A 16600-nucleotide genomic window follows, 5' to 3' on the forward strand; every position below is an offset into this window, starting at 1 on the left:
TTTCAAACCATCGGCCTCACAAGCTTTGTCAGCCATTGACCCAGGGCCCCATGTTTAAGTTGCACACGGGCCAAAGGCACACGCGTTTTCATAGCGATTCGCCGCGATCCAGTTTGTCGAGCAGACTCTGCCCGCGTTGCCACAAAGCCTGCTGTTTTTCCAACGGCATGCGATCAAGGTTTTTGTACATCATGCCCATGCGCTGATTGCTGCGCAGAAGGTCGCCGTGGCGCATCAGGAAATGCCAGTACAAGGCATTGAACGGGCAGGCGTTGTCGGCCGTGGTTTCACGCACCGAGTACGCACAGTCGCGACAGTAGTCGGACATCCGGTTGATGTACTGGCCGCTGGCGCAATAAGGCTTGGAACCGAGGTAGCCGCCGTCGGCGTGCATGACCATGCCGAGGGTGTTGGGCAGTTCGACCCAATCGAAAGCGTCCATGTAGATCGCCAGATACCACTCACATATCTGGCTCGGCGCGATGCCGGCGAGCAGGGCGAAATTGCCGGTCACCATCAGGCGCTGGATGTGATGGGCGTAGGCGTGTTTGAGGCTTTGGCCGATGGCCTGACGCATGCAGTTCATTTGCGTTGCGCCGGTCCAGTAAAACTCTGGCAGGCGCCGCGTATTACTGAAGGCATTGCCCTCGGCGTATTCCGGCATGTGCAGCCAATAAACGCCCCGCACATATTCGCGCCAGCCGATCAGTTGGCGAATGAAGCCTTCGGCGGCATTCAGCGCGATGCTGCCGGACCAATAGGCCGACTCCACATCGGCGCAGAGTTGGCGCAGATCGAGCAAGCCAATGTTCAGTGCAGCGCTGATGCGGGCATGAAACAGAAACGGTTCGTTGCTGGCCATCGCGTCCTGATAATCGCCGAATCCGGCCAGGCCGTAATCGAGAAAGTACGCCCACAATGCCTGGGCATCGGCATGCGTCACCGGATAGTTGAAATCATCGAGGCTGCCGTAGTGACTGGCGAAGCGTTCCTTGACCAGTGCGAGAACTTCGAGGGTGATTGCATCGTTGGTAAAACCCGCCGGGTAGGGCGCCTTGACGGTTTTGGGCAGGGCTTTGCGATTGTCGGCATCAAAGTTCCACGCGCCGCCGACCGGCGTGCCGTCACCGTTGAGCAACAGGCGACTTTTGCGGCGCATCTCGCGATAGAAGAACTCCATGCGCAGCTGCTTTTTGCCAGCGGCCCACGCACGGAATTCGTCGCGGCTGCACAGGAAACGGTTGTCGGCATGCCAATGGATCGGCAAGCCACATTCCTTGAGCGATTGCTCCAGACGCCAGTCGCCGCATTCGGTCATGTGCAATTCGTTGGCTTGTAGCAGCGCCTGCCAGCGCTTTAACTCGCCGGGCACCGAGCCGCTGTTGTGCGGATCGTCGAGGGTCACGTAATGCACTTGGAAACCCTGCTGCTCCAACGCCTGAGCGAAATGACGCATGGCGCTGAAAATCAGCGCGATCTTCTGCGGGTGATGGGCAACATGGCTGGCTTCTTCCATGACCTCGACCAGCAGCACACGGTCTTGTTCGCGATCCAGACCTGCCAATGAAGCCAGATCAAACGACAACTGGTCGCCCAGAACGAGGCACAGCCGATGGGTTTTGTTCATTTCACGGATTCAGCGTAGTGAGCAGCAGGCTGCCGAGTGGACGTTTAAGTGTTTAGTCCAGATAGTTGTACAGATTGTAGTCTGTGTATAGGTTTTTGTGCGGTGAATATTCACATCCCCCCCTGTGGGAGCGAGCCTGCTCGCGAAGGCGTCGTCACATTCAACATTGTGAATGACTGACCCGCCGCTTTCGCGAGCAGGCTCGCTCCCACAAGGGTTTGCACTCCGACTCGGATGAACGTTCCCGCTGTTGCGGGAGCGTTTACTGTGTCTTGAAAGGCTTAGCCGGGATAAACGGGGTAATCCACATAGCCCTCGGCGTTACCGCCATACACCGTCGCCGGATTCAACGCATTCAACGGCCAGTCATTGGCAATTCGCGCCGGCAGATCGGGGTTGGCCATGAACGGGCGGCCGAAAGCGACGAAGTCTGCCAGCCCGGAATCGAGCAGTTGCGCGCCGGATTCGGCGGTGTAGCGCCCGGCATAAATGATCGCGCCGCTGAAGGTCTCGCGCACCGCCTGACGGAACGTTTGTGGCATCGCCGGGGCGTTGTCCCAATCGGCTTCGGCGATGGACAGATAAGCAATGCCGACGTCTTGCAGGATTTTGATCGCTTCGATGTAAGTGGCGTGCGGATCTTCCTCGACCATACCCAGGTAGGTGCGCGCTTCATCGGTGGTGGTGAACAACGGGGCAAAACGCACGCCGACTTTTTCCTTGCCGATGCACTCGGCGACGCCAGCCACCACTTCCTTCAAAAAGCGCAGGCGATTGTGCAGCGAACCGCCGTACTGATCGTCGCGCAGGTTGCTGTGAGCCGAGATGAACTGGTTGACCAGATAACCGTTGGCGCAGTGCAATTCGATACCATCAAAACCCGCGTCCATGGCGTTGCGCGCCGCCTGAATGTACAGCTGAACCAACTCCTGAACTTCATCGGTGCTCAGTGCGCGCGGTGCCGACGGGGTGACCAGTTCTCCGGCGCCAGGCGCGGTTTCGATAAACACGCTGACCCGCTCGGTGGCCACGGCGGAGGCCGAAACCGGCGCTGCGCCGTCGGGTTGCAGCGCGGTGTGCGAGACACGGCCAACGTGCCACAACTGGGCGAAAATCACCCCGTCCACGGCATGTACGGCCTCGGTGACTTTGCGCCAGCCAGCGATTTGCTCAGGCGTATGAATCCCTGGCGTCCACGCATAGCCCTGACCTCGGGGTTCGATCTGCGTGCCTTCGGTGACCAGCAAACCGGCGCCGGCGCGCTGTTGGTAATACTCGGCCATCAACTCATTGGCGATGTTGCCCGGTTGGGTGCTGCGCTGGCGGGTGAGGGGCGGCAGAACGATGCGGTTTTTCAGGGTGTGATGACCGAGTTTGGCCGGGGTGAAGAACGGGCTGCTATTCATGGATTACCTTGTCTTGGGTTTATTAGACCAGTCGACTATTTATCAGGTGAAAAAATAACGCCGGGTAACACACACCCGGCGTTAGGAAGGTTGGAAGCGAGGTTTTAGCCCAGCATCTCCAGCAGTTTTTTCGCGACAGCGGCAGAGCTGGCAGGGTTCTGGCCGGTGACCAGCTGCCCGTCGGCGACCACATGAACCTGCCAGTCAGCCACTTTCGAATAATGGCCGCCGAGACGCTGGAACTCGTCCTCAATCAGGAACGGCACCACGTCCGTCAGGCCAACGGCCTCTTCTTCGGCATTGGTGAAACCGGTGACCTGGCGATGCTGGACCAGCGGTTTGCCGTCAGCGGTGAGGGCGTGACGCAATACACCCGGCGCATGGCAGACAAAACCGTGGGGCTTGTTGGCGCGGTCAAACGCTTCGATCAACGCGATCGATTGCTTGTCTTCGGCCAGGTCCCACAGTGGGCCGTGGCCGCCCGGGTAAAACACGGCATCGAAATCATCGGCGCTGACGTCGGCCAAGCGCCCGGTATTGGCCAGTGCCTGTTGCGCGGCGGAGTCTTTGCGGAAGCGATCAGTCTCGGCGGTCTGGGCATCGGGCTCATCGCTTTTCGGGTCCAGCGGCGGCTGGCCACCAGCCGGCGAAACCAGCGTGACGTCGGCGCCGGCGTCCTTGAAGGCGTAGTAGGGCGCGGCGAACTCTTCCAGCCAGAAGCCGGTTTTCTTGCCGGTGTCGCCGAGTTGATCGTGGGAAGTCAAAACCATCAGGATTTTCATAGAGCACCTTGAGTCGATCAGGTGTCTTCGATTGAGCGAAGGATTCGCACATCGGCTACACCGGTCAGAAAACGTTTGTCGGGGCGCAGCATAGATTCCAATTAGACCAGTCGTCTAGTAATTTTTTATCCTGCGGTTTTTCATCGACAGGTATGGCAAACTTCCGTTCCTCCAAATATACGACTGGTCTATTGCCTGGTAATGTGCGCCCGATGAAACCGACCTACGACGACACCCGCCAACATTTGCTCGACACCGGCCACCGGATGATGGCCGAGAAGGGCTTCACCAGTGTCGGCCTCAACGAGATCCTGCAAACCGCCGGTGTGCCCAAGGGTTCGTTCTATCACTACTTCAAATCCAAAGAGTTGTACGGTCAGGCGTTGCTGGCGGATTACTTCGTCGGCTACCTCGCCGACATGGAGCGGCGCCTGACGCTGCCAGGGCTGAGCGCCTATGAGCGGCTGATGGATTACTGGCAGGGCTGGCAGAACCGCTGCACCCTCGAAGGGCATGGCGATGAGTGTCTGGTGGTCAAGCTCAGCGCCGAAGTCGCCGACTTGTCGGAGTCAATGCGCCTCACCCTGCGTGATGGTGCCGAGCAAGTGGTGGCGCGCATCAGCCTGTGCATCGAGCAGGGCCAGGCCGAGAACAGCCTGCCCAAGGGCGATGCCCGGCATCTGGCGGAAACCCTGTATCAGCTGTGGTTGGGCGCGAGTTTGCTGAACAAATTACAGCGTACCGGGCAGTCGCTGCAGACCTCGATGGCGATGACCCGACAACTGCTGGCGGTGTGAGCGGCGGGGCCGTTGTGGCCCAGGTTACATGGCTCAACACACCTCGCCCTGACTGTTGCAGGGCCGCACATCCTCGGCACGCCATTGTTTGATCAAGCGCCGGCGGTCAGGCGCGTAGTGTTCGACGAGCACCTGCACCGTCGCAAGGTCAGCCATATCGATCACGCGAAACCGGCTGTCGCCTTCGCACCACGCTGCGATGCAGCGCTGGCCCTCGATAAAACCCAACATGATCGGCCAGATGATGTGTTCGGCGGCCTCCGCATGTTCGAGCGCTAGCGCGATGCGCAGCTTGTTCTGCTCGCGCAGCGCCCGACGAATCTCGCTGAGGTCGATGGTTGTGCCGGGCTTTTGCGGCTTGGCCACGTAAAAGGTTTCGTCTTCGAAGATCGGCCGCATCTGCGCGGGCAGCACGGCACTGATTTTCGCCAGGGCATTGTTGACGGCGCCCGCGAGTTGGCTGTCGGTCTGCCGGCTGACCCATTGCGCGCCGATGACCAAGGCTTGTATTTCCTCGGCGCTGAACGATAGCGGCGGCAGGACAAAACCGGGCTTGAGCACATACCCAAGGCCCGGCTCGCCGTCGATCTCGGCCCCCATGCCTTGCAGCGTGACGATGTCGCGGCGAATCGTGCGCAACGACACGCCCAATTCAGCCGCCAAGGCTTTGCCGGACACCGTACGACGATGACGCCGCAGCGCTTGCATCAGCTCAAACAGACGATGACTTCTGGCCATTAACGCTCCATGGCGACGACACCTTTGCCGCCGAGTTTGCGGCCCTGTTCGAGCTCGCGGATCAGTTGTATGGCGCCGTCCAGCGGCACCACTTCTCCTAGCCGAATTTTCAAGCGTGCCTCACTGGCGGCACTGGCCAGTGTTTCGAGGATTTCGTGTCGCGGTGTGCCAATGACCAGTTTCAGTCGCCGATCAATCAAGCCACGCAGGAATTTACCCGGCCCAGGATTGAGATCAAGCAAACAGCCGCCCGGACGCAGCAATCCGATACCGGTCGAGACCGTCATCGTCGCGGCCGTGTCATACACCACATCGAAGCGCGCCGGCAGCCTCTTCAGGTCCGTTAACCGGTAGTCGTAGACGGTCGATACCCCCAGCGCCTGTGCCCGGGCAACGTCCGACGCGCTGCAACTGCCCGATACCGTGGCCCCCGACATCAGGGCGATCTGCACCGCCGCTTCGCCGACTGCCCCCGCGCAACCATTGATGAAAACCTGCTGACCGGCTTGCAGTCTGGCCTTGTCGATCAACCCGTTCCACGCGGTAATGCCCGGTGTGCCGAGGCACGCCGCATCGGCGAAGGAAAGAGTATCCGGTTTGCTCGCCAGAAAGTCCTCCCTGGTCACGACGGCTTCGCCCAATGCGCCACTTTCTTTGAAGCGGGATAGCCCGAAAACCGCGTCGCCGACCTGGAAGCGTCTGACACTCGCCCCAACCGCAAGAACCACGCCAGAGAAATCCATACCCATCGCGCGCGGAAATGTTCTGCCGGTGATCAGCTTCATCCGGCCCTGACGCAACTTCCAGTCAATGGGGTTGATCGCTGCAAATCTGACCTGCACGAGCACTTCATCCTTGCCGGGTGCCGGCAGCGGGAATGCTTCAACGCGCATCACGTCCGGGCCGCCGTAGCGCGAATACTGAATACGTTTATAGCCTGCTGACATGTTGGGTTCGCCTTCCGAGAGTGGACATGACACCGACTCTATAACGGGGCAGTGCCAGTTTTTGGCACCATTCGCTTTCTATCGGGGAGGCAGATTGATGAACGGTGTTCATGACTTCATGACGCTGAGCGCAGATAGTCGCAAGATCCTCGTCGGTTTACCGTAGCGGCTGATTATCCCGTCAGCAGGAGCTTAACGATGGCAGCACTCCCGGTTCGTAGCGTGACCCACTCCAGCCGACTTCTGTTGACGGCCATCGCACTGATGCTGACAGCCTGTGCTTCAACTGAAAAAGGTTCGACCTCCATGAAACGTTCACCCGCAATGACTTCCGATGCCGCGGCTGCCGTGTCCCCGGCACTGGCTCATAACACCGATGCAATGTTGTTTGGCGAAGTATGGAAACGCCCGGGATTGTCACCGCGTGACCGCAGTCTGGTGACGGTTGCGGTGTTGATTGCACGCGGGCAAACCGCCGAGATGGCCGCGCAATTCAACCTTGCGCTGGACAACGGTGTCACGCCGCTTGAGCTGTCCGAAACGCTCAATCACCTGGCGTTTTATTCCGGTTGGGGCAATGCGTCAGCAGCTCTGCCTATCGCCGGCGAGGTGTTCTCCGCGCGCAACATCGATGCTGAGAAACTGGCACCGGTTGCGCCGTCATTGCTGCCGCTGGACCAGGCTCGCGAAGCTGACCGCGTGGAGCGCGTGAATGCGGCGGTGGGGTCAGTGGCGCCGGGGCTGGTCGAGTTCACCACCAAAGCGCTGTTCCGCGATCTGTGGTTGCGGCCAGGTCTGGCGCCCCGTGATCGTAGCCTGATCACGGTCAGTTCGTTGGTGGCCAACGGGCAGACCGGCCAGGTCGGCTATCACCTGGGTCGGGCGATGGACAACGGTTTGAGCCAGACCGAAGCGGCGGAAATGATTACCCAACTGGCGTTCTATGCCGGATGGCCGAATGCGTTTTCCGCCGTGCCGGTGTTCAAGGAAGTGTTCAGCCAGCGCGCGCCGGGCTGACTGAACAGGGCGTCAGATCTGCTCCGGCAAGTGCGCGATAAGTTTGTCCAGCGTGATCGGATAATCGCGCACGCGCACCCCGGTGGCGTTGTAAATCGCATTGGCGATGGCCGCTGCGGCGCCACTGATGCCCAACTCGCCGACACCTTTGGCCTTGAGCGGCGTGGCGTAGGGGTCGACCTCATCGAGAAAAATCACCTGCTGATGGGGAATGTCGGCGTGCACCGGCACTTCGTAACCGGCGAGGTCATGGTTGACGAAAAAACCACGGCGCTTGTCGACCTGCAGTTCTTCCATCAGTGCGGCCCCGGCGCCCATGGTCATGCCGCCGATGATCTGGCTGCGCGCGGTCTTCGGATTGAGAATCCGCCCTGCTGCGCAGACCGCCAATTGGCGACGCAGGCGAATCTCGCCGGTCGCCGCGTTGACCGCGACTTCGGCGAAATGTGCGCCAAAGGTCTGCTGGGCAAAGCGCTGGGCCAGATCGCCGAATTCCATGCGGTCTTCGCCAACGAGATCCCCTGCGGCCGCCGCCTGAGCCAAAGGAACATGTCGCGTGCCATCGTGCACCTCGCCGTGGGCAAATTCGGCCGTTTGCGGATCAAGTCCGACCGCACGGGCAGCGGCTTCGCGCAACTTGACGCAAGCGGCATAGACCCCGGCGGTAGACGAAGCCGCACCCCATTGCCCACCCGATCCCGACGACTCCGGAAAGCGCGAGTCGCCAAGGTGCACTTCGACCCGGTCCAGTTCCACACCCATCATCTCGGCGGCGGTCTGCGCAATGATCGTGTAGCTGCCGGTGCCGATATCCGTCATGTCGGTTTCGACGGTGATTGTGCCGTGCCGATCAAGGCGCACACGGGCCGCCGATGCGGTGGTTGGCGCGCCACGTATGGCGGACGCCAGACCGATGCCGATCAGCCAGCCATTCTCCAGGCGTTGGCCGGCGCTTGCGTTGCGCTGGTGCCAGCCGAATTGCTCGGCACCGGTTTGTAAACACTCGATGAGTTGCCGTGTCGAGAACGGACGCGATGGCTGTTCGGGGTCGACCTGGGTGTCGTTGAGCAGGCGCAACTGCAGTGGGTCGATGCCGAGTTTTTCCGCCAGTTCATCCATGGCAATTTCCAGCGCCATCATGCCCGGTGCTTCCCCCGGCGCGCGCATGGCCGAGCCTTCGGCCAGGTCCAGCACGGCAAGATTCAAGCGGGTCATGCGGTTGGCGCCAGCGTAGAGCAAACGCGTCGAGGCCGTCGCGGCTTCGGCCCGGCCCCCGGGCAGGTTGCCTGACCAACTCTCATGGCCGATGGCAGTGATCAAACCCTCGCGGCTGGCACCGATGCGAATGCGTTGAAGCGTCGCGGGGCGATGGGTCAAATTGTTGAACATCAGCGGACGTGGCAGCGCGACTTTCACCGGACGCCCGGCGTGTCGTGCCGCCAGCGACGCCAGCACCGCGTCACACAGGATCGTACCTTTGCCGCCGAAACCGCCGCCAATGTAGGGCGATATCAAACGAATATCTTCTTTGCGTATACCGAGTGTCCTGGCCAGATCGCGCACGCCCCAGTTGATCTGCTGTATCGACGTCCACAACGTCAGCGAATTGCCGTTCCACTGGGCGATGGTGGCGTGGGGTTCCATCATCGCGTGCGCCTGATCCGGCGTGCTGTAGTGCTGGTCGATCTGTATCGGTGCGGCGCTGAAGGCACCTTCGAAATCTCCGATCTGCGTCTGCGGCGGTGGGCCGAAGCCGGCGGGAGGGGGCGGAGTAGCCGAATCCTTGGCGGCCGCCAGATCGAACGCGCCGGGTTCGGCGACATAGCTGATCTCGAGGAGATTGGCAGCCGCGCGGGCCTCTTCAAATGTCTGCGCGACGACAATCGCGACAGCCTGGTGATAGTGGTCCACCTGCGGGCCGGCCAATGCGTGCGCGACATAGAACTCGCCCTTGGCCAAAGGCCCGGCATTCTCGTAGGTGACGATGGCAATCACCCCGGAACTGTTGCTCGCTTGCGTCGAGTCGATCGAGGCAATTCGTCCCTTGCCGATCCCGGCGCCGACGATATACCCATAGGCCGGGTTGGGCACTGCGGCATATTGTTCATACGCGTAGGGCGCGGTCCCGGTGGTTTTCAACTTGCCATCGATGCGGTCGGCGGGCTGGCCGATGACGTTCAATTGATCGATCGGATTAGTGCCGGCCGGTGTGTCGAATTTCATCGCTGATTTCCTCTTCAGGCGGGCTGACGGCCAGCGCCGGGCGCCTCAGCACCAGCACCAGCGTTGCAGGCCATATCGCCTACGAGCCTAGGCCATTGAACCGCCTCTGATAATGCTCGTTGACGGGATGGAGTCATGAGTCCGGCTCACGAATCCTGACCAACATGACAAATAAGAATAAGTTTCAATTACGCGATCTCTGGTATACCATCCGCGCCGCTGTTCTGGCGGTTTCACCCTTCGTTCTGGCCTATTCACAAGGTTTTCATTTCATGCGTCGTACTCTGCTTTCCATTTGCGTGCTGCAGGCGTTGTCTTCTTCCTCGTGGGCCGAACAGGCCGATTCAACCACCTCAGCGCTTGAGCTGGACGCAACCGATGTGGTCGGTACAGCGGATTACGAACGAGCCGACGGCCCGGTGCAGGGCTATCGCGCGACGCGTTCTGCCAGTGCCACCCGTACCGACACCTCGATCCATGAAACCCCGCAATCGATCAGCGTGGTGACTAAGGATGCTGTCGAAGACCTCGGCGCCACGCGTCTGCAAGATGCACTGGACTATGCCGGCGGCGTAGGCCGGGCAAACAATTTCGGCGGGCAGGGGCTGACCACATTCACCGTGCGTGGCTTCACCACCGGCGAGTTCTACCGCAACGGTTTCCCGATCAATCGCGGCTACCCGAACATGCCCGACGCCAACACCATCGAGCGTCTGGAAGTGCTGCGCGGGCCGGCGACAATGCTCTACGGCCGTGGCGATCCCGGCGGCACCTTCAATGTGGTTTCCAAGCAGCCGTTGGCCGAGCGCACGGTGACCCTCGGTAGTCAGTTGAATGATCAAGGCATGAAGCGCGGCACGCTGGACGCCTCCGGCCCACTGGACGAGGAAGGGCGTCTGGCCTATCGACTGAACGTGGTGGGCGAGGGCGGTGATACCTTTCGCGATCACGTCGAGACCGAGCGCTACGGCGTGACGCCGGTGCTGACCTGGCAGGCCAGTGATGCCACCCGGGTGATCTTCGAAGGCGATTTCATGCGCAACAATCATCCGCTGGATCGCGGCGTGACGCGTTACGCCAAGCAGATCGGCACCGCCTCGCGTGACACGTTTTTCGGCGAAAAAGACGCCGGCAAGTTGCACAACGACAACAACATGGCGCAGCTTCGTTTCGAACATCTGCTCAATGATGACTGGACGCTGGGCGGTGGCTTCCAGTGGCTCGACGGCTCGCTTGAAGGCAATGCCATCGAAGCCAACGGCATTGCCGCTGACGGTCGAACCCTGGGGCGCAACTTCAACTACCGCAAACTGGAGTGGACCGACAAGGACACCCAGCTCAATCTGACCGGCCACTTCGCCACCGGTGGTTTGCAGCACACCTTGCTGACCGGTATCGAGTATGAAGATTACGACTACAAGTCGATCATTCAGCGCTCCAGCGGCGCGGTCGGCGCCTACCCGATCGACATCTTCGATCCGGTTTACGGCCAGCCGCGCCCGGCATTGACCCGCACGCCGACCCACGACAAGGAAAACCTCAAGACCTATGCCGCGTTCGTGCAGGATCAGGTGGCGTTGACCGAGCGTCTGAAGGTACTGGCCGGGGCGCGGTTCGAGCGATTCGAGCACGACTATGAAACCTACGTGCCGGGCGGCAAAAACTGGCAGGCCAGTGACAACGCGGTGACCCCGCGCCTTGGCGTGACCTACGACCTGACCGACACGCTGGCGGTCTACGCCGACACCGCGCGCTCGTTCAAGCCCAACACCGGCGCGAGCCGCGTGGGCGGAGGCTTTGCACCGGAGAAAGGCAAGTCTTACGAAATGGGCATCAAGTGGGAAGCGCTGGATCATCAGTTGAGCGTCGACGCGGCGATCTATCAGATCGAAAAACGCAACGTGCTGACCACCGACCCGGTGGACTCGACCTTCAGTGTGGCGGCCGGGGAAGTGCGCAGCCGTGGTTTCGACCTGAACGTCGCCGGCAACCTGACACCCGAATGGCGCGTCATCGGCGGCTACGCCTACGTGGATGCCGAAGTGACCAAGGACAACGTGATCCGCTCGGGCACGCGGCTGATGAACATTCCGCAGAACAGCTTCAGCCTGCTCAATGTCTATGAGTTTCAGGACGGAGCGCTCAAAGGTCTGGGCCTGGGCACCGGACTCAAATACGTCGACGAACGCGCCGGGCAAACCGCCAATACTGCGTTCTCGATGGACAGCTACACCGTCGTCGATTTGCTCGGCTTCTATAAGGTCAACGAGAAAGTGCGGCTCAATCTTGACGTGAAGAATCTGTTTGATCGGGATTATGAAGAGGGCGCGTTCGGCAATGTCTACGCCTATCCGGGTGCGCCGCGAACGGTGCAGGTGGGGATTTCCTACACGTTGTAAGCCGAGCTCGACGCTGCAACGGCGGCCCCTCACCCCAGCCCTCTCCCGGGGGAGAGGGAGCCGACCGAGGTGTCTGGCGTTATACATCGACCTGAAAGATCGCGTCGATTGCGGGCCCATCGGCAGTGCTTGGCGGCATTGGATTCACAGGCGTTATTTCAGATCGGCGTTCATCGCCAATATCCCCCAATCGGTTCCCTCTCCCGGGGGAGAGGGAGCCGACCGAGGTGTCTGGCGTTATGCATCGACCTGAAAGATCGCGTCGATTGCGGGCCCATCCGCAGTGCTTGGCGGCATTGGATTCACAGACGCTATTGCACGTCGGCGTTTATCGCCAATATTCCCCAATCGGTTCCCTCTCCCGGGGGAGAGGGAGCCGACCGAGGTGTCTGGCGTTATGCATCGACCTGACAGATCGCGTCGATTGCGGGCCCATCGGCAGTGCTTGGCGGCATTGGATTCACAGGCGTTATTTCAGATCGGCGTTCATCGCCAATATCCCCCAATCGGTCCCCTCTCCTGGGGGAGAGGGCTAGGGTGAGGGCAGCTGTTTCGGCACGCGCCACTTAGCCAGTGACACAACCTTGCGGGGTTTTCCCGGCAAAGCTGTCGAGCAGGCTCGCCACCACCATCTCACCCATGCGTGTGCGCGTCTGCAAGGTTGCGCTGGCGCGGTGCGGCTGAAGCACCACCTGTTCGTTGCCGAACAAGGCTTCTGGCACATTCGGCTCATCGACAAACACATCCAGCCCGGCACCGGCGATCTCACCGGCATTCAGTGCCGCCAGCAAATCAGCTTCGTTGACCAGTTTGCCCCTTGCCACGTTGATCAGATACCCATCCTTGCCCAACGCCTGTAGTACTTCGGCGTTGATGATGGCTTCGGCCTTGTCGGCAGCGGCGGCGAGAATCAGCGCATCGCTGTCGCGGGCCAATTGCTTGAGGTCGGCGACGAAAGTGTGGCTGACATCGCTCATCGGTTGCAGGTCGGTGTAACTGATCGGGCAGCCGAAGGCCGCCGCACGACTGGCCACCGCGCGGCCAACCCGGCCCATGCCGACGATGCCGATACGCATGCCGGACACTTGACGCGCGAGGGGCAGTGGCGCCAGCGGCGTCGGACTTTGCGGCCATTGGCCGGAGCGTACGTAACGATCGCTGGTGCACAGCCCGCGACACACGGAAATCAGCAAACCGATGGCAAGGTCGGCGACGTCTTCGGTCAGCGCGCCAATGGTCGCCGTTACGCGGATGCCGCGATCCCGAGCGTAAGCCAGGTCAACCGCATCGGTGCCGACGCCGTTGACCGCCACCACTTCAAGTTTCGGCAGTTGCGCCATGACGGCTTGGGTGATGCCGGTATGGCCACCGGTGATCACTCCGCGAATATTCGCGCCGTGTTCCTGCAAATACGCCTGTTTGTCCGCCTGCTGGAAATAGCGTCGGACCGTAAACAGTTCATCGAGACGCGTGTTGATTTCAGGAATCAGGATCGGGCTCAACTGCAAGACTTCTGGCTTCATGTAAACCTCTCTTACCGAATAAAAAGGCCGGTTCAACCGCGACCGGCAAACGGCATGGCGGTGGCCATGACGGTCATGTTCAGAACGTTGGCCGATAGCGGCAGGCCGGCGATGTAGCGCACGGCATCAGCGACATGCTTGATGTCGACCATCGGCTCGACGGCGATGCTGCCGTTGGCCTGGCGAACACCCTTGGTCATGCGCACCGACATTTCGGTGAGGGCGTTGCCGATGTCGATCTGGCTGCAGGCGATGTTGAATTCGCGACCGTCCAGTGCCAGCGATTTGGTCAGTCCCAGCACCGCATGTTTGCTGGCGGTATAGGCGCTGCTGAACGGGCGCGGAGTGTGTGCCGAAATCGAACCGTTATTGATGATGCGTCCGCCCTGAGGCTGTTGACGGCGCATCAGTCCGAAGGCGCCACGGGCACACAGGAAAACCCCGTTGAGGTTGGTGTCGATCACGTTGCGCCACTGTTCGAACGTCAGCTCATCAAGCGGCACGGCCGGGGCATTGACTCCGGCATTGTTGAAGACCACATCCAGCCGTCCGTAGACCTCGGCAATGGTTGCGAACAGCGCATCGACACTCGCCGGGTCGCGCACATCGGTCGGCACGGCCAAGGCTGCGTGGCCCTCGCTCGCCGCCAGTTCGACCAGCGCTTGCAACGGTTCCGGCCGGCGCCCGGCAAGCACTACGGTGTAACCGTCGGCCATCAGGCCAAGCGCCACAGAGCGGCCAATGCCGCTACCGGCGCCGGTGACCAGCGCGACTTTCAAAGGTTGAGTGATGGACATCTTGTTGTTCTCCTGTCTTCAAATCACTGCGGCGTTCAGGCTCGCGGGCCGACGCGCATTTCCAGTTGGCCGATACCGTCGATTCCGGCGTTGATCACATCGCCCGGTTGCAGGCCGTCGACGCCGGCCGGGCTGCCGGTCATGATCAGGTCGCCGGCCCTGAGCGCGACTGACCGGGAGATCCGGCTGATCACTTCAGCCACCGACCAGATCTGGCTGTCGAGGCTGTCGCGCTGACGCTCCTCGCCGTTGACGTTCAACCATAATTCGCCTTCGGGATGGCCAGCGCGGGTCACTGGCACGATGGCGGTCATCGGCGCGGCGCCGTCAAACACCTTGGCGCCTTCCCACGGCAAACCATTGCTCTTGGCGGCGCGCTGAACATCACGGCGGGTCAGGTCGAGGCCGGCGGCGTAACCCCAGACATAAGCCAGCGCCTCGCTTTCGGGGATATTCGCGCCACCTTCACCGATGGCCACCACCAGTTCGATTTCGTGGGCGAAATCATCGGTCAGCGAAGGGAATGCCACCTCACCAATGGCGTCGACGACATTGCTGGCCGGTTTCATGAAAAACACCGGTGGCTGGCGCGACTGGCCGACAGCATCTGGCCACGGGTAGTTGCGCCCGACACAAAATACCCGGCCAACGGGAAAGCGCTGCTTACTGCCGACTACGGGCAAGGTCACGGGCAGATCCGGCGTGAAGACGTATTCAGTCATGTTCATCCTGGTAATAGTCCTGTTGGTAGCTTCAGCGTACGGCGGCAGTCGTTGGTGAAGTTGGACGAAAGCCGCCTCCAGTTGGAGAAAACGGTGCTGTTGGCTTTAGCGCACCTTCAATTCGATGCGGTACAAGCGGCCGAGCAGCAGCGAGTAGGAGAGGGTGCCAATCAGCGCCACGCCGCCAATGAACCAGAAGGCCCAGGCGAATGAACCGGTGGCATGCACAATCGCGCCAATCACGATCGGCGTGACGATGCCGCCAATGTTGGCGGCGAGGCTGGTGATCCCGCCGGTCAAGCCGATCAGCTCCTTGGGCGCAACTTCCGATACCGCCGCCCACGAAGACGACGCGATGCCTTGGGCGAAGAAGGCAATGGTCAGCACGGCGATGCAGATCGTGTTCGAGTCGGTGAAATTCACCAGCACGATGGACATTCCCAGCATCGAGCCGATCACCAGCGGCAACTTGCGGGCGAACGACATCGAGTAGCCACGGCGGATCAACAAGTCCGACACGATGCCCGCGAGAAGGATGCCGACCGTCGCGCCTACAAATGGCAGAACTGCGAAGATCCCGGCCTTGATCATGGTCAGCTTGCGTTCTTCGATCAGGTAGGTGGGGAACCAGGTCAGGAAGAAGTACAGCGCCGAGGTGCTGGCGAACTTGCCGATGCAAATCGCCCAGATTTGCCGGTAGCTGAACAACTCGGCGATTTGCCGCCAGTTGAAACGCGTACGTTCCTGACTGCTTTTGACCAGGCCGCCGCCGGCTTCGATGTACTTCAGTTCTTCTTTGCTGACTTTCTTGCAGTTCAGCGGGTCGCGATACAGGTACAGCCACAACACCCCGAAGACGATGCCGAGTACGCCGGTGCTGTAGAACACGTGACGCCAGTCGAAGGTGGTCGCCAGCCAGAGCAGGGCACCGGTAAACAACGCCGTCCCCAGGTATTGCCCGCAGACGTAGATGCTGCTGGCCAGACCGCGTTCCCGCGCCGGGAACCACACCGTCACCGCACGGCTGTTGGCCGGAAACGCCGGTGCTTCCATCGCACCGACCGCCAGACGCAAACCGAACAATGACGCGAAGCCTGTGGCAAAGCCCTGGCACACGGTTACCGTCGACCAACTGATCAGGGAAACCCCGTAAGTGAAGCGCGAACCGAAGCGATCGGCGATGAACCCGGCCGGCACCAGGGCCAAGGCGTAAGTCCAGGCAAATGCCGAAAAAATCAGGCCCATCTCGATCTTGTCCAAGCCAAGATCCTTGGCCATGAACGGTGCGGCAATCGAGATATTGACCCGGTCGATGTAGTTGATGATCGTCGCAATCAGCAGCAACGAGAGCATGAACCAGCGTCGCCGCGAGGGCAGGCGTTGCGGAATTACGGCGTCGCGGCTGCCGTCTATCACCGGCGGCACGGTGGCTTGGGATGCATGTGAATTCGACATGAAGAAACCTCGTTATTGTTAGAAGAGTCGAGATGTTTTCGCCCAGCCGAAGGCGTTGCCCGCGATGGTCGGGGCATGCCAATCGATACTTGAACGAACGGTGCGAACAGCCAGCGTCAGACGTTCAGAAACGTCTTCCAGTCGGCGTGATCGGGACAATGTCGGGA

General features: G+C 60.8%; 13 protein-coding genes. 3 read left to right on the plus strand and 10 right to left on the minus strand.

Features of this window, described 5'->3' with window-relative positions; genetic code table 11:
• Positions 1 to 88: 88 nt before the first annotated feature.
• The 3 genes from GTU76_RS16975 to GTU76_RS16985 form a co-directional block, all read right to left on the minus strand.
• On the minus strand, positions 89 to 1627 hold the full coding sequence (locus GTU76_RS16975; RefSeq protein WP_180699138.1) for a cryptochrome/photolyase family protein: 1539 nt from the start codon (positions 1625 to 1627) through the stop codon (positions 89 to 91).
• A gap of 281 nt (positions 1628 to 1908) precedes the next feature.
• Positions 1909 to 3033 (minus strand): alkene reductase, encoded by a 1125-nt coding sequence (locus GTU76_RS16980; RefSeq protein ID WP_175554038.1) that lies wholly within the window; start codon positions 3031 to 3033, stop codon positions 1909 to 1911.
• A gap of 104 nt (positions 3034 to 3137) precedes the next feature.
• The gene (locus tag GTU76_RS16985) at positions 3138 to 3815 is read right to left on the minus strand and encodes a type 1 glutamine amidotransferase domain-containing protein (protein ID WP_180699139.1); all 678 of its coding nucleotides are present in this window, start codon (positions 3813 to 3815) and stop codon (positions 3138 to 3140) included.
• A 212-nt stretch (positions 3816 to 4027) separates the two neighbouring features.
• On the opposite strand from GTU76_RS16985, the gene GTU76_RS16990 reads away from it, so the two are divergent.
• Positions 4028 to 4612 (plus strand): TetR/AcrR family transcriptional regulator, encoded by a 585-nt coding sequence (locus tag GTU76_RS16990; protein ID WP_016987745.1) that lies wholly within the window; start codon positions 4028 to 4030, stop codon positions 4610 to 4612.
• Between the two features lie 33 nt (positions 4613 to 4645).
• Here the strand turns inward: GTU76_RS16990 and GTU76_RS16995 are convergent, their stop codons facing one another.
• Together GTU76_RS16995 and GTU76_RS17000 are read right to left on the minus strand one after the other, a co-directional pair.
• Positions 4646 to 5350 (minus strand): helix-turn-helix transcriptional regulator, encoded by a 705-nt coding sequence (locus GTU76_RS16995; RefSeq protein ID WP_016987746.1) that lies wholly within the window; start codon positions 5348 to 5350, stop codon positions 4646 to 4648.
• On the minus strand, positions 5350 to 6297 hold the full coding sequence (locus tag GTU76_RS17000; RefSeq protein ID WP_016987747.1) for an NAD(P)-dependent alcohol dehydrogenase: 948 nt from the start codon (positions 6295 to 6297) through the stop codon (positions 5350 to 5352). Before GTU76_RS17000 ends, GTU76_RS16995 begins: the two co-directional genes overlap by 1 nt.
• Positions 6298 to 6603: 306 nt before the next feature.
• Here GTU76_RS17000 and GTU76_RS17005 point away from each other — a divergent pair, with 306 nt between their 5' ends.
• Positions 6604 to 7314 carry a carboxymuconolactone decarboxylase family protein gene (locus GTU76_RS17005; protein WP_246376061.1) on the plus strand — a complete coding sequence of 237 codons (711 nt, stop codon included), beginning with the start codon at positions 6604 to 6606 and terminating at the stop codon, positions 7312 to 7314.
• Positions 7315 to 7326: 12 nt separating this feature from the next.
• Here the strand turns inward: GTU76_RS17005 and paoC are convergent, their stop codons facing one another.
• Positions 7327 to 9537, minus strand: coding sequence for an aldehyde oxidoreductase molybdenum-binding subunit PaoC (gene paoC, locus GTU76_RS17010; protein WP_180699140.1), 2211 nt, complete (start codon positions 9535 to 9537; stop codon positions 7327 to 7329).
• Positions 9538 to 9809: 272 nt separating this feature from the next.
• Here paoC and GTU76_RS17015 point away from each other — a divergent pair, with 272 nt between their 5' ends.
• Positions 9810 to 11936 carry a TonB-dependent siderophore receptor gene (locus tag GTU76_RS17015; RefSeq protein WP_026000808.1) on the plus strand — a complete coding sequence of 709 codons (2127 nt, stop codon included), beginning with the start codon at positions 9810 to 9812 and terminating at the stop codon, positions 11934 to 11936.
• 566 nt (positions 11937 to 12502) lie between these two features.
• Here GTU76_RS17015 and GTU76_RS17020 read toward each other — a convergent pair.
• The 4 genes from GTU76_RS17020 to GTU76_RS17035 all read right to left on the minus strand — a co-directional run bounded on the left by GTU76_RS17020 (position 12503) and on the right by GTU76_RS17035 (position 16433).
• Positions 12503 to 13459, minus strand: coding sequence for a 2-hydroxyacid dehydrogenase (locus GTU76_RS17020; RefSeq protein ID WP_180699141.1), 957 nt, complete (start codon positions 13457 to 13459; stop codon positions 12503 to 12505).
• Between the two features lie 32 nt (positions 13460 to 13491).
• Positions 13492 to 14250 (minus strand): SDR family NAD(P)-dependent oxidoreductase, encoded by a 759-nt coding sequence (locus GTU76_RS17025; protein WP_180699164.1) that lies wholly within the window; start codon positions 14248 to 14250, stop codon positions 13492 to 13494.
• Between the two features lie 41 nt (positions 14251 to 14291).
• Complete coding sequence (locus GTU76_RS17030) at positions 14292 to 14984, minus strand: fumarylacetoacetate hydrolase family protein (protein WP_016987753.1); 693 nt, start codon at positions 14982 to 14984, stop codon at positions 14292 to 14294.
• Between the two features lie 99 nt (positions 14985 to 15083).
• Positions 15084 to 16433, minus strand: coding sequence for a D-galactonate transporter (locus GTU76_RS17035; protein WP_180699142.1), 1350 nt, complete (start codon positions 16431 to 16433; stop codon positions 15084 to 15086).
• Positions 16434 to 16600 lie beyond the last annotated feature (167 nt).

It is taken from the genome of Pseudomonas crudilactis (genome assembly GCF_013433315.1).
Lineage (GTDB): Bacteria > Pseudomonadota > Gammaproteobacteria > Pseudomonadales > Pseudomonadaceae > Aquipseudomonas > Aquipseudomonas crudilactis.